This is a genomic window from Luteibacter sp. OK325 (assembly GCF_003050935.1).
Classification (GTDB): Bacteria; Pseudomonadota; Gammaproteobacteria; order Xanthomonadales; family Rhodanobacteraceae; genus Luteibacter.
In genome coordinates, this window is record NZ_QAOX01000001.1 from 437,630 (window position 1) to 449,790 (window position 12,161).

The 12,161-nt window shown below is 61.2% G+C and carries 11 protein-coding genes; 4 read left to right on the forward strand and 7 right to left on the reverse strand.

Annotated elements, in window-relative coordinates:
* Positions 1–45 precede the first annotated feature (45 nt).
* Positions 46–1,305, forward strand: coding sequence for an MFS transporter (locus C8J98_RS01990; protein WP_107910407.1), 1,260 nt, complete (start codon positions 46–48; stop codon positions 1,303–1,305).
* A 60-nt stretch (positions 1,306–1,365) separates the two neighbouring features.
* Positions 1,366–2,673 (forward strand): thioredoxin family protein, encoded by a 1,308-nt coding sequence (locus tag C8J98_RS01995; RefSeq protein WP_158272566.1) that lies wholly within the window; start codon positions 1,366–1,368, stop codon positions 2,671–2,673.
* A 94-nt stretch (positions 2,674–2,767) separates the two neighbouring features.
* Here C8J98_RS01995 and C8J98_RS02000 read toward each other — a convergent pair whose 3' ends face one another.
* A complete protein-coding gene (locus tag C8J98_RS02000; protein ID WP_107911118.1) occupies positions 2,768–3,076 on the reverse strand; it encodes a DUF3247 family protein in 309 nt (102 codons plus the stop codon).
* Positions 3,077–3,183: 107 nt separating this feature from the next.
* Here C8J98_RS02000 and C8J98_RS02005 point away from each other — a divergent pair, with 107 nt between their 5' ends.
* Both C8J98_RS02005 and C8J98_RS02010 read left to right on the forward strand, forming a co-directional pair.
* Entirely contained in the window at positions 3,184–3,852 is a 669-nt protein-coding gene (locus tag C8J98_RS02005) for a glutathione S-transferase (protein ID WP_107910411.1), read from the forward strand.
* 112 nt (positions 3,853–3,964) lie between these two features.
* Positions 3,965–4,294 (forward strand): hypothetical protein, encoded by a 330-nt coding sequence (locus C8J98_RS02010; RefSeq protein WP_107910413.1) that lies wholly within the window; start codon positions 3,965–3,967, stop codon positions 4,292–4,294.
* A 157-nt stretch (positions 4,295–4,451) separates the two neighbouring features.
* Here the strand turns inward: C8J98_RS02010 and C8J98_RS02015 are convergent, their stop codons facing one another.
* From C8J98_RS02015 to C8J98_RS02040, 6 genes are all read right to left on the reverse strand, one after another.
* Positions 4,452–5,621 (reverse strand): hypothetical protein, encoded by a 1,170-nt coding sequence (locus tag C8J98_RS02015; RefSeq protein ID WP_107910415.1) that lies wholly within the window; start codon positions 5,619–5,621, stop codon positions 4,452–4,454.
* A gap of 53 nt (positions 5,622–5,674) precedes the next feature.
* Positions 5,675–8,041: a DUF2235 domain-containing protein gene (locus C8J98_RS02020; RefSeq protein ID WP_107910416.1), complete on the reverse strand. Its 2,367-nt coding sequence runs from the start codon at positions 8,039–8,041 to the stop codon at positions 5,675–5,677.
* Positions 8,042–8,050: 9 nt separating this feature from the next.
* Complete coding sequence (locus C8J98_RS02025) at positions 8,051–8,617, reverse strand: hypothetical protein (RefSeq protein ID WP_107910418.1); 567 nt, start codon at positions 8,615–8,617, stop codon at positions 8,051–8,053.
* Between the two features lie 278 nt (positions 8,618–8,895).
* A complete protein-coding gene (locus tag C8J98_RS02030) occupies positions 8,896–10,743 on the reverse strand; it encodes a type IV secretory system conjugative DNA transfer family protein (protein WP_107910420.1) in 1,848 nt (615 codons plus the stop codon).
* 102 nt (positions 10,744–10,845) lie between these two features.
* On the reverse strand, positions 10,846–11,133 hold the full coding sequence (locus C8J98_RS02035) for a hypothetical protein (protein ID WP_146171487.1): 288 nt from the start codon (positions 11,131–11,133) through the stop codon (positions 10,846–10,848).
* Between the two features lie 606 nt (positions 11,134–11,739).
* Positions 11,740–12,072 carry a DUF4377 domain-containing protein gene (locus C8J98_RS02040; RefSeq protein ID WP_107910424.1) on the reverse strand — a complete coding sequence of 111 codons (333 nt, stop codon included), beginning with the start codon at positions 12,070–12,072 and terminating at the stop codon, positions 11,740–11,742.
* Positions 12,073–12,161: the final 89 nt, after the last annotated feature.

Below are 12,161 nucleotides of genomic sequence, written 5' to 3' on the forward strand. Positions count from 1 at the left end.
CTGGCAAGGCGAGCGTAGAATCGCCCGACTCCCCAAGGATCGCCCATGACTTCGTCGTCCCCGGAAGCCGTATCCCTCCTTCGCCATCGCGCCTTCCTGCATTTCTGGTTCGCCAAGAACGCCTCCAGTTTCGGTTTCCAGATGATGTCCGTCGCGGTCGGCTGGCAGATCTACGAGATCACCCATCGTGCGCTGGACCTCGGCCTCATCGGCCTGGTCCAGTTCGTGCCCTCGGTGTTGCTGGCCCTGCCGGCCGGCCACCTGGCCGACCAGTTCGACCGGCGCCGCATCGTCACCCTTTGCCAGTCCATCGAGTGGCTGGCGATCGCGCTTCTCGCTGTTTTCAGCCTCACCGGGCACATCAACGAGGTCGGCATTCTCGCCCTGGTGTTCGTGGTCGGTGTTGGCAAGGCCTTTGAATTCCCCGCCCTGCAATCGATGCTCCCGGCGCTGGTCCCAGCCGCCGTGCTACCACGTGCCATGGCGTCAACGGCCTCGGCCGGCCAGGCGGCGATGATCGCCGGCCCCGCCCTCGGCGGCCTGCTCTACGTCGCCGGCCCCGGCGTGGTCTATTCGGTCTCCGGGGCGCTCTACCTCATCGCACTGACCCTGATGTCGCGACTGTCGTACGACCACCAGCCGCCGCGCCGTGAGCCGGCCACGCTGAAGACCCTGTTCGCTGGCGTGCACTTCATCCGCCATCGTCCCGCCGTCTTCGGCGTGATCTCCCTGGATCTCTTCGCGGTGCTGCTGGGTGGCGCCACCGCGCTATTGCCGATCTTCGCCAGGGACATCCTGCACACCGGCCCCTGGGGCCTTGGCCTGCTCCGTGCAGCACCCGCGGTCGGTGCGCTGCTGATGTCCGTGTGGCTTGCCCATAACAGCCTGACGCGACGCGTGGGGCCGATCATGTTCGCGTCCGTGGCGGGCTTCGGCGTGGCCACCATCGTTTTCGCGCTCTCGTCCACGCTCTGGCTATCACTGGTCGCGCTGTTCGCCCTGGGCGCGTTCGACATGGTCAGCATGGTCATCCGCGGGGCCCTGGTGCAGCTGGAGACGCCAGACGACATGCGTGGGCGGGTCAGCGCGGTCAACGCCATCTTCATCAACACATCCAACCAGCTGGGCGAGTTCGAGTCCGGCATCCTCGCCGCGGCCCTGGGCGCGGTGAATGCCACCCTGATCGGGGGTATCGGCACCCTGGTCGTGGTCGGCCTGTGGACCTGGTGGTTCCCCTCCCTGCGACGCCGCCAGGGCCTGGTATCGGACCCCGAGCCCATCGAAGGCGCCAGCGATACCCTCTGACACAGCGCCGGAAACGTGCTAATAAAGTGGACGTCTATACCGCCAAAGGGGATGTCCACGATGAAGCGCCTGCTCGCCGCCGCCCTTCTCACCCTTGTCGCGCCGGCCTATGCCGCGCACGAGGGTCCCGCCAGTCTCGATGCCGCGCTCGCCCAGGGCAAGCGTGAGCACAAGCCGGTGCTGGTCGATTTCCAGGCGGTATGGTGTTACTCGTGTTATTACATGGCCAGCCATGTCCTCAACGGCAAGGAATGGGACGATCTCGGGAAGAAGATCGTGTTTTATGAGGCCGACGCGGACAAACCCGCGGACAAGGCGTGGATGAACAAGCTCAATGTTCACTTCCTGCCCACCTATGTCGCCATCGGTCCGGATGGCGAAGAGCTGGGACGCATCCTTGCCGAGCAGCCTCGCGAGAAGTTCTATCCCGAGGTTGCGTCGCTTCTTTCCGGCGACTCCCGGCTTTCGCATCAGAAAGACGAAGCGGTGAAGGGTTCGCTCGCCTCGGTGGCCGACGTGCTTGACACCTACCAGCTGCGTTACCAGGGCAAGGAAGGCATGGCCTGGTTCGATACGCTGCCGGCCATGGTTCGTAATGTGTCGGACAAGGACAAGCGCGTTGCCCTGGTTAAGCAGAAGCTGCTTCTGCTCGAGGCGAAGGCGGACAAGAATGACAAAGGCATCGCGGATGCCGCGACGAAGGTGCTGGCCGGGAACATCGGCTGCGACCGTCCTTATGTGCTCGACGACCTGATCGAATCGACCTCTGCACAGCCACCAGCGACGCGACAGCCCTCGCTGTCGTTGCAAAAGCCCGCATACGACGACTACCTGGCGACGCAGATCTTCACCGCCTTGCCCGCGTGTGCCGACCAGCGCAGCGCCGTACTTACCGCCGCCGATCTGGATGCCGCGCTCGGCGACTCCGCCGGCGAACAAGCGGTACTGCGCAAGGCGATCAACCTCAGTCGTGAAAAGCTCCACGGCGATCTGAAGAGCGACCGCAATCTCGCCGACAACCTGCGTGTCTACCTCGTTCGGGCCAAGGCGGGCGATGAGCTCGACACGCTGGAGAAGCAGCTGATCGCCGCGTATCCGGACGACTACGTTTACAACTATCGCTACGGGCGTCGACTCGTCGAAAGCGGCAAGTTCGAGCAAGGCCTGCCTTATCTCGAGACCGCCGCGAAGAAAGCCTACGGCGCCAACACGATCAGCGTTGCGACCTATCGGGTGAAGGCACTGCATGCGCTAAACCGCGATGCAGAAGCGCGCAAGCTCGTCACGGCCACGGTGGCGGCGCAAGGCAGCGCGTTCCCCGAGCAGGCAAAGAAGCTCCAGGAAACTCTGCCGACGAGTTCCAGCTAACCGCGCTCCTTGTGGGAGCCGCTTCAGCGGCGATTTAGGCATCGCTACGTAGCCAGCCTTGATCGCCGCTGAAGCGGCTCCCACATGGCACACGTCAGGTCTGCGACGTACCGTAGACCACAGAATCCAGATGCTCAACCCGCGCAATGGTGTCCAACGACACCGTCGCCGACCACGCCGGCCGGTCGTTATCAATCAGCTTCACCACACCGTTGATGCCTTCGGTCCCGCTGGCATCGACGAACGCCTGCACCGTGGGTACCACAACCACAACACCCTGAATCGTCGAGCCATCCTGCAGATGAAGGACGACCTTCGCGTTATCGGGCAGCTCGTGAACCAGCGCCTGCAGACGCCCGATCGTGCCCTTGTCGGTGTGAATCGTGTCGGCTTCGCGGCCCATGGCGGTGTCCTCGTAGTGGCAGACCACCGACGCTACTCTCCGCCCGTCGATGGAATGTCTACGGGGCGCGCTGCTACGCTGCGCCCTCTTCCAGATGCGGGCCAGCCATGATCATCGTCCACCACCTGAATAACTCGCGCTCCCAGCGCGTCCTCTGGCTGCTGGAGGAACTTGGTCTGCCCTATGAGATCGTGCGTTACCAGCGAGACCCCAAGACCATGCTGGCACCCAGGGAGCTGCGCGCCATTCACCCGCTCGGCAAGTCGCCCATCCTCCAGGACGGCGACGTGACGCTGGCCGAGTCGGGGGCCATCGTCGAGTACCTGCTTGAACGCTATGGCCAGGGCCGCCTTAAGCCTCCCGTCGGTAGTCCCGACTGGCTGCGCTTCATCTATTTCCTGCACTACGCCGAAGGTTCGGCGATGCCGCCCCTGCTATTGAAGCTGGTCTTCGTGCGCATGGAGACGGCGCCGGTACCGTTCTTTGCCAAGCCGGTCGCCCGGATGCTCGCGAAAGGCGCTCAGAAGGCCTTCGTCGACCCCCAGCTGAAGCTGCACCTGGACTACCTCGAGGGCGAAATCGGCAAGTCGGAGTGGTTCGCCGGCAATGAGTTCACGGCGGCCGATATCCAGATGAGCTTCCCCTTGGAGGCCGCGGCCAGCCGGGGCGGGCTCGACGCATCGCGGCCGAAGCTGCACGCCTTCCTCGAGCGCATCCACGCACGCCCGGCCTACCAGGCGGCGCTCAGCAAGGGTGGCAGATACGACTTCGCGTGATAACGACGAGCCTGAATCCCTGTTCAATCCGGCACTTGCCTGTTTACACGACCCTCACGACCCGGGCCGCAAAGTCGGTTCCCGTCAGCAACGCTTGAGAGGGAGCCATCCAATGAGCAGAAATCGTGAGTTCGCGCAGCAGGTCGAAAGCGCCGTCAACGGCGTATCCGGCCGCGTTCGCCACTACGCGGATGAGGCGACCGGCGCAGGCAACGACCTGCTCGAGCGCACCCGTCGCGTCACCAACAAGTTCGCCAAGCGCAACAGCGGCAGCAGCCAGAAGGTTCGTTACCTGGCGGAAGATCTCGCCGATGAGGCGACCTATCAGTATCGCCGTCTGCGTAAGCAGGTGCGTCGCAACCCGGGCGTGACCATCGGTATCGCCGCTGCGGCTATCGGAACGTTTCTTCTGATTCGTCATGCGTTGCGTAGCGACGACTGAGCAGGCACGTCTGAATATCAAAGGCCGGGAGTGATCCCGGCCTTTTTCTTTGCCGTAAAGAACATAGCCGCATGGTGCCGAATTTCTCCCCGTGAGCGAGCTCCGCCGCGTGCCGACTCGAAGGGGCATGTACGTGCCTTCCAAGTAGGACGCCACCTCAATCAGACATGAGAATCGGTTCGAGTTCAGGGAACTTCTCCGCAAACGACTCTATAGCGGCGTCACCAGCTATGTGGGCTGCAAGGTAGGCACACCCGTCTGCTACCGTAGTCTTGTTATTCGAAGCCGCAAGATCAGCTAAAAATCGCCGAGCTACGGTGGCGCCTTGCTCCCGCACGGCGAGCAAGTCTGAACTCACTTGCTCAAGTGCAAAGATGGAGCCCTCCGTGAGCTCTACCGATCGAGCGAACTCCACCTTGTACATAGAGCGAAATGCACGTACGTACGCCGTAAGGTCGACGCCTTCCGCTTGACACACGGCCGGCTCCGTCTGAGTCCTCGCGATGTAGAAGGCGAAAAAGTGCGCTGCGGCGTACTTCTTGGCGCCGTCGTGGTTGAGCACCTTCAAGTCAGCTTCTACCGGATCCGTCGCACTATCGATGCCCGCCTGGACGCGTGTTTCGCTGCTTGACGCAGCAGCTACCTTCTCCGATCTAGGCGAGCCATTGTCCGTTGCGCGCTTGATTGTTAGCACCGCCGCGAGTTCAGGAAACTCAGTCGCAAATGACTGAACAGAGGAAGCATCGGCTTCGTTGGTGGCCAGGTGCACGCAACCATCGACAATCCCCGAACCTTGAAGCCCGATCGCAATATTGGACAGCATCCTCCGAGCGCCTGCGGCGCCCTCTGCACGATCCAAGTATTCGGATGAGATCATTCCACCAGCCGGTGGCCTATATCCATTCGTAAAGTCACTCGCTCGACGGAACATCGCTGCGTGCTTCAGTTGGAAGGCATATGAGTACGCCGACATGTCGACTCCCTCCGCTCGGCAAACGTCGGGAACGCTACGGGCCCTGAGCATGTAGAACCTCAGGAAGCTCGTCGCCGCATATTTCTTAACGCCATTCTCAGAGAGAAGCTTCATATAGGCCGATATCCCACGGTTCATCCGTTCGCGTGGCGACAGGGAGGCCTGCTTGATGCCCAGCTCAACAGCCGTATCTAGCGATTTCTCGGGACCGCCCTTGGTCGCGTGCTCCGCGAGAGCTCCCCGGGCTTCAAGGGTCGCGGGCCTGGTGGACTGCAAGGCCGAACATTGGACCTCCACCGCGAACAATGCGAGCACCGGGCATACGACAGATGCTGCCGCAATCTTGCGAATCATGGATATCTTCCCCGACGGTAGGTGCCGATTCAACGGTGATACGTTTGCGGCAATCACATCACTGGCCCTTGCTGACCCATCTGCGCACTCCGCTCCTGACTCTGCTGAGCGATCTGATCCATCTGTTGGTCGAACTGCTGGATCTGCTTGATCGATTGCTCGGACTCAGGTGGGGGCGTGCTCATGTCGACCACAGCGGGTGTCGCCATCAGGCCATGCGAGTTGATGGTCAACGTCATGCTGTCGTAGTCCGTGTGCAGACCGCTGAGGTTGCCAGCGTTGATCCGGTGCCGGTGGCACGCGGCGGTGAACTGCATCAAGCGCTCTTCCGTTGCTTCCGGGAGACAATTCTGCAGCTTGCTGTAAAGGGCGTGATCTGTGCTGTCCGGATTGCGAGGGTCGCTGCGGGACTGCTGCGCCAGCATCGGTGGCGCGGGTGCCCGCGCCATGGGGGCTTGAATAGGCGATTCGTACGCGGCCGTGGCGGGCGAAGGCGTCGAGATCTGCGATACGCGAGCCTCGGTAGGCATTCTGACCTGACCCGGCTGCTGCAACTCTGCAATAAAAGCTTGCCCCTCAATCCTGTTGCGGGTCGCGTCGTCGGCCTGCCCCGTCACCGGCAATGCATGACTCGATTGGAACCTTGCCACAGCCGTCTGTGTCGCCACATCGTAGGCGCCGTGGGTGTTCAGCGGCTCGCCTGCCATGTCGCGGATACCGAGTGTATTGAGGTTCTTTTGGAGCGTGCGGATGGCGTTCTCGTCAGCCTGTCCGAGGGCAGCGTCCTGCGAGGGGCTTACGACGGGCACCGGCTGTGACAGCGCGGAAGCCGAAGGCTCTAGCGCGAACGGGTTGTCTCTCGAAAGGGGCATTTCCTGCTCTCGACCGGCAACCGCCTCCCTCTCGAGGTTGAGCATGTGCAACTGCTGGTTTGAAACCCCTGGCGGAACATCGAGAGCTTTCAGCGCATCGATGCTCGCCGTCCTGGATCGAGGATTGGCGATCTCGTCACCGAACACCTCAAACGCCTGGAGCGTCGGTCGCTCCGGACTGAAGTCCTTACCGAATCGGACATCCTCGATGGCCGTCATGTCGCCGCGCTTGGCCTCGATAACGAGGCCCGCGGTCAGCTGATCGACCTGACCCCGGTTGAGGTCAATGCCTGCGCGAGCGTGCAACTCCGCAAGCTGCACGCTGGCGGAGCGATACATGTCGTGATCTGGATGCATCGGGTCGCTGAGTTCACGGATGGCATCGGGACCATGGATCCCCACGGGATAGCGTGGACCCACCTGATCCTCCAGGCGTGGATCGAACCGATCGGGCGGCGCACAGAGAATTAATTTGCGTTTGTCGTTGCAGTGCGGCGGCGAGGCCTGGGAGCCCATGATGTCGCGGTAACCGTCGTGCCGGAATTCCGACGTGCTGTAGATACGGAGGTGATCCTCGGAGTGATGGATCACAAACATGTCCGGATCGGTCGGCACCATTAACCTGTGAGCGACTGTCTTACCGGCGAGCGCATTAATGTAGTCGGCAAAGATGTTAAAGGTAAGGATCGAAAGGCCATTCTGGTGATAGCTTCCACCGATATCTGAATGAGCGCCGGGCAAGGTCATGCCGACGAACCGACCGTCGGCCGAACGCCCGGGCGGGATGATCTGAGTGGACGGAAACGCATTACGACGTTCGTCTTCGGCCGTGATCTGTATCCCTGACGTCATCGCGCTCGTGGGCTGTCGATCATGGTTGTTAGGCGCGCCTGTTCCGACAGGGTCGAAGAGGGCCTCACTCATCAGAGTCTTTCCTGGCTCCCTCAGGGGTGGAAGGTGCCATTCGTAAGTGTCGGGACCGAACGCATGGTGGATCACTTCTCGCCCCAACGGATTCTGAATTCCCCGCTCGTGGACCAAGCGAAGAAATCCAGCAGCTTGCTCCGCTCCGCGGCTGAAGCCCGTAGCCAGGATTCGGATGTCGGCATCGGGGTCAGCGTCGAGCCACTTCTTCGCTTGCGTGATGAACTCAAAGTACATCCACTCAATACGCTCGTCGTAAGACCCACCGGTTCCGCTGTCGATTGTCCTGGCAATCACACCGTCTTGGGTTCCTGCTCCCTTGATGTAATTCGAATGAATCCGAGACTCGCTATCACCTGCTTCGACAAGCTGAAGATGAAGCTTGCCGACATTCGTCGCGTGCTCGGGGTCCTTCCATAGGTCGTTCCCCGTGCCGTCGAAGTTCGCGATGTAGAATCGAGAGTGCGGATCCGACGAATTGAACATGCGCGGGACAGACAGGTCGCCAACTTCATGGGCCGCCTTGGTATAGGCCTTCCGATCGGCCGCCGTCACCGGATCTGTTCGCACGTCGTCGCGCAGGCGGCCCTTGCTGTCACGCTTGTGTTTCTCTACCACGTCCATGTACTCCGGTTAGAACGTCTGCGAATACGCTATGACGGGATCGTGTCTAAAGTCTGAGTGCTCTCTGCCGGGGAATCGCGGCCGAAGTAACGGGATCCAGGCCCTCATGTAGACGCGTATCGCACGATCCTCGACTACGAGAATGATGTTCGGTGCGCTCGGAGGCACGCTGGTCTTTACGTCATTAACATCGAGGTCGGCTGGATAGCGAACCATCCCAGAGCGGAAGATCTCGCCAAGATTGATCTTCTCGTCGTGGTTAGTACCGTCCTTCGATGTCCAGGAAACACGAACGACAGAAGGGAACTCGAGGTTCCCCCAACCCGCGTTGAGGTTGTCTCGATCGCGCTGAGTAAATGGCCCACTCGGCGATCCGCTATTCACAATGTACGCGTTGTCGTAGAGCACGCGACACCTCAGCGTGTCGAAGCACCTGGCGCCGAAACTGTGGTCATAGAACGGGATTTTCAGCACCCCGTTTTCGACCTTCGACTTCATGTGCCAGGACTTGATTCCCGAATGACAGCCGCTTGTCACCGTCATGGCAGCCGCCATGGCCAGATATTTCAAATCCATTGTTTCCTCCTTCCTTGAATCGTCAGCTTGCGTTTCGGCATTCGATGGCGCGCTTGGTAGTTCGGGCCTCCGTTTGATCGCCACCGGGAGCCCACCAGACGGCAACGGACCGAGTTCACGACGCGTCCGCGCGTTGGCTATCTCGAGATCGCGCAATAGCTGGAGGTCGTAGTGACGATCGGGGACGGTTAGCCGATATACGGGCTGTAGCGACGAAGGCCGTACGCCTTCGTCCTTATCGAACCCGTCAGTTACCACGGTCGCTCGTGTCGGTCCGATCATGCGGCGCGAGCTCGTTTCGGCGACTCAGTGAACGGATCCGTCGACTTCGGCCCGCCCGATGTCGTCAGAGCCATCGACTGCGGTTGCGGTTGCGGTTGCGCCTGCGCCTGCGCCTGCGTTTTACGTCGAACGGCCACGGGCGGAACACCCGCGCGCTCCTTGAACATCTTGTCCTTGAAGAACCAGTTCTTCCTGGCGCGAATCGGTTTGCAGCCTTCGTAGAAGATCAACTCTTCGTCAGCCGGTAACTCTTTGATCTCCTGCGGCAACAGCAAGGCGCGGCGCTCTTCGCTGTGGCTGGTCGACACCTGGTGAGAGCCGTTGCCTCGACTGGTGTTCCTATGTTCCTTGCGCACCGTCTTGAAGCCGAGCATCTCGCTGTACTGGTTGGCATCGCTCTGCTCACGCGGCGCGAAGACGATCTGCGCACCGTGGTTGGTGATGAAGTTCTCGGCATCGTGGTCGCCGTAGGCGGCACGCAGCTGGGCACGGCTCTGCACGATGCATAGGTCGCGCACGCCGTAACTGGCGGAGATGGAGATGCGCTTGGCCCAGACATCCACCCGGCCCATGGCGGTGAACTCGTCCATGAGCATCAGCATCTGGTACTTCAGGTCGGGCTCTTCGCCGAGCTGCTTGCCGAGGTTGTTGCCGATCACCGTACTGAAGAAGATGTTCAGTAACTTGGCGCTCTCGTCCAACTTGTTCGTTGGGATGATGACGTAGAGCGTGGTCAGTTTTTTGCGGAGGCTGGTGACGTCGATGTCGCTAGCGTTGGTGGCCGCCGCCAGGATCGGACTGAGGAACTGCTGCAACGGCGCCTGCATGGAGGCGATGACCGACGAGAACGTCTGCTCGGCCAGGCCTGCAAGGTTGCCGAACACCGTTCGGGTCTGCGGGGTGATGAAGGCGTACGTCGAGTCTTTGAGGAGAGCGTCGAGCAACTCCTTCGTTCCGTCCATGTCTTCCCCGCTGGAGAAGCGAAGTACGCGTTCGAAGCTCGGGAAGTCCGGAGACGCGTTGATGTCCGGAATGTCCTGCGCGCTCGCGATGCAGCACGCCACCTTCTGGTCCCATCGTTCGAACAGGAAAGAGGCGAAGGCAGTAAATGCGGCACGGCTCTGCGACGTCCAGAAGGGATCCCCACCCGGCTGGTCGGGATACAGGATGGCCGAGATGGTCTGGATCTCGCCGATACGCTTATCTGGCTTCATGCCGGCCAGCGTTGTCATCGGATTGAACCGGTGCGTGTTGCCGTTCTCGTCGTACGGTGCCCAAACCCGGATGTCGTGGCCTAGCGCCTCGCGCCAGCCACTCGTCGCCTTGTGCAGCTCGCCCTTGAGGTCGAGCACCACCATCGACTCTTCGTAGGACAGCAGCACCGGGATGGCGACGCTGGTGGTCTTGCCCGAACGGGTCGGGCTGATGGTGATGACGTGCTGCGCACCGCCGAGCCACAAGTAGCGCCCCTTGTACTTGCCCATGAGGATGCTTTGCGATGTCTGCTTGAGCAGGCCGGCCTTCTTCAGGTCGGACAGCGTCGCGAAGCGTGCTTCGCCGTGCGTGGACTCGGGCCTGGCCCGTAGCGCCGGAATCAGGAGACATAACCACGCCAGCAACGGCGCACCGAAACCGAAGGCGCCGCACAGTTGTATCTTCATGACGTACGGCGCGACCTGCGGCAGATCCAGCGCACGGAAGTACTGCCAGTACGTCGCCGCCTCCAGCGGCACTTGCTTGAGACCCAGTATCCAAAGCGTCAGAAAGCCCGCCAGATACTCGCCACCCACCAGACCGAACAGTCCGAGGACCAGCAGGATAATTGCCTTGATCTTGCCGCTCATGCGTTTCCGTTCCGCCACTGTAACGTTGATTTACAAGCATGCTTTAAGTGACAAACGAATAAGAGAGCCTTGGACGTATTGGGCGCACTTTTCCGATTTCTTCTATTCGCACCGCCTTCCGTTCTCACGCAGAGCCGCTCGCTCCCACGACATCCGCGCATGCGCATCCGCCGTGCATTGCAGGCCCTTTCGCGTCAGCGCACCGATGGCTTCGAGGCCGAGCGCCATGCGCTGGCAGTCGACGGCGTCCGATTCATGGACGAGTTCCGCGAGCAACTGCGTGAGACCTCGCGCGTATTGCAGCCACTCGGTGGCCTCGTTCAGGAGATCGTGAGGATTGACGTAGGCATCGGCCCGACAGTTCGGACAGCCTGAGGTGGATGCGTTCATGGTGTGCTTCCTCTGCGAAGCCACACGCGAGCCCAGGTGCGGCACGTCACGCATAGCGCAACGTGCCGCGGTTAAAACACGGACTCGCGGTTTCATCGGCGGCCCGTGACCGGGCGCCGGGTGGCTTGATTGATGAAGTGGGTTGCGGCGTCAGGCCTGGTCGTTGAAGCACACGGCTACGCGCCGGGTGGGACGGCCAAGAAAAAACTCATGAAAGCGACTGCCGCCGCGGTTCTTCAACCGTGTCTGCGACGTAAGCAGACGTCCCGGTAACCGGTGGGTGTGTCGCCGAGGGGATTCGGCGGGCGAGCGAGTGCCGTATGATGTGACGTAGTCAAATCAGCTCCAGAACAGTTGGTTTGATCAGCGGTCCGGGGGTGTTCAAGCACCCTCGGGCCGCGCTTCTCACCGCATCAAGCGATGGTTGCCTGCGACGTGCTTTCGAATCGACAACGCAGGCAACGGTGTGACCGTATCAAATCAACTTACGGTTGTCTGTAGGCGTCGTTTAAAAGGCGGCACGACCAGGCGAGTGGGTCGCTGGAAGAGCATCGCCGCTGAAGCGGCTCCTACAGAAAGCGATACCCCATCTGTTGCTGCCCAGCCTCACTGCACCGGATGCTGCTCGACGATCTTGTCGACATGCCAGGTCACCGGCGATGCATCCGCCGGCACATCTTTCGCATGCACCTCGGTGATCTTCACCAGGTACTCATTGCCCGCCTTCCAGTCCAGCCCTTCGATCGGCGCATAGTTGATCTGCCAGGCCTGCGTCGGTGTTTCGCGGTACTGCAGGCATTCGGTCTTCATGACGCCGTTCGTGCACGGCACCTTGCTGCCGGCGATGTACAGCAGGCGAGACCGCGAGCCGTGGTCGGAAGGCGTGGTGGCGCAGGCGGTGAGCGCGAGGACGGCGGTGGCGAGAAGAACGTAGCGCATGGCAGGAATCCCAAGTCGTATGCCATGAAAGAAATACCAGCTTCACGGTGGCAAAGCCATGGACACGATGTGACGGGTGGGAGCCGATT

Coding starts and splice junctions, on each gene's coding strand:
- C8J98_RS02030 (WP_107910420.1), bottom strand. CDS start 10,743: ATGAGCGGCAAGATCAAGGCAATTATCCTGCTGGTCCTCGGACTGTTC.
- C8J98_RS01995 (WP_158272566.1), top strand. CDS start 1,366: ATGAAGCGCCTGCTCGCCGCCGCCCTTCTCACCCTTGTCGCGCCGGCC.
- C8J98_RS02010 (WP_107910413.1), top strand. CDS start 3,965: ATGAGCAGAAATCGTGAGTTCGCGCAGCAGGTCGAAAGCGCCGTCAAC.
- C8J98_RS02035 (WP_146171487.1), bottom strand. CDS start 11,133: ATGAACGCATCCACCTCAGGCTGTCCGAACTGTCGGGCCGATGCCTAC.
- C8J98_RS02020 (WP_107910416.1), bottom strand. CDS start 8,041: ATGGACGTGGTAGAGAAACACAAGCGTGACAGCAAGGGCCGCCTGCGC.
- C8J98_RS02015 (WP_107910415.1), bottom strand. CDS start 5,621: ATGATTCGCAAGATTGCGGCAGCATCTGTCGTATGCCCGGTGCTCGCA.
- C8J98_RS02040 (WP_107910424.1), bottom strand. CDS start 12,072: ATGCGCTACGTTCTTCTCGCCACCGCCGTCCTCGCGCTCACCGCCTGC.
- C8J98_RS01990 (WP_107910407.1), top strand. CDS start 46: ATGACTTCGTCGTCCCCGGAAGCCGTATCCCTCCTTCGCCATCGCGCC.
- C8J98_RS02005 (WP_107910411.1), top strand. CDS start 3,184: ATGATCATCGTCCACCACCTGAATAACTCGCGCTCCCAGCGCGTCCTC.
- C8J98_RS02025 (WP_107910418.1), bottom strand. CDS start 8,617: ATGGATTTGAAATATCTGGCCATGGCGGCTGCCATGACGGTGACAAGC.
- C8J98_RS02000 (WP_107911118.1), bottom strand. CDS start 3,076: ATGGGCCGCGAAGCCGACACGATTCACACCGACAAGGGCACGATCGGG.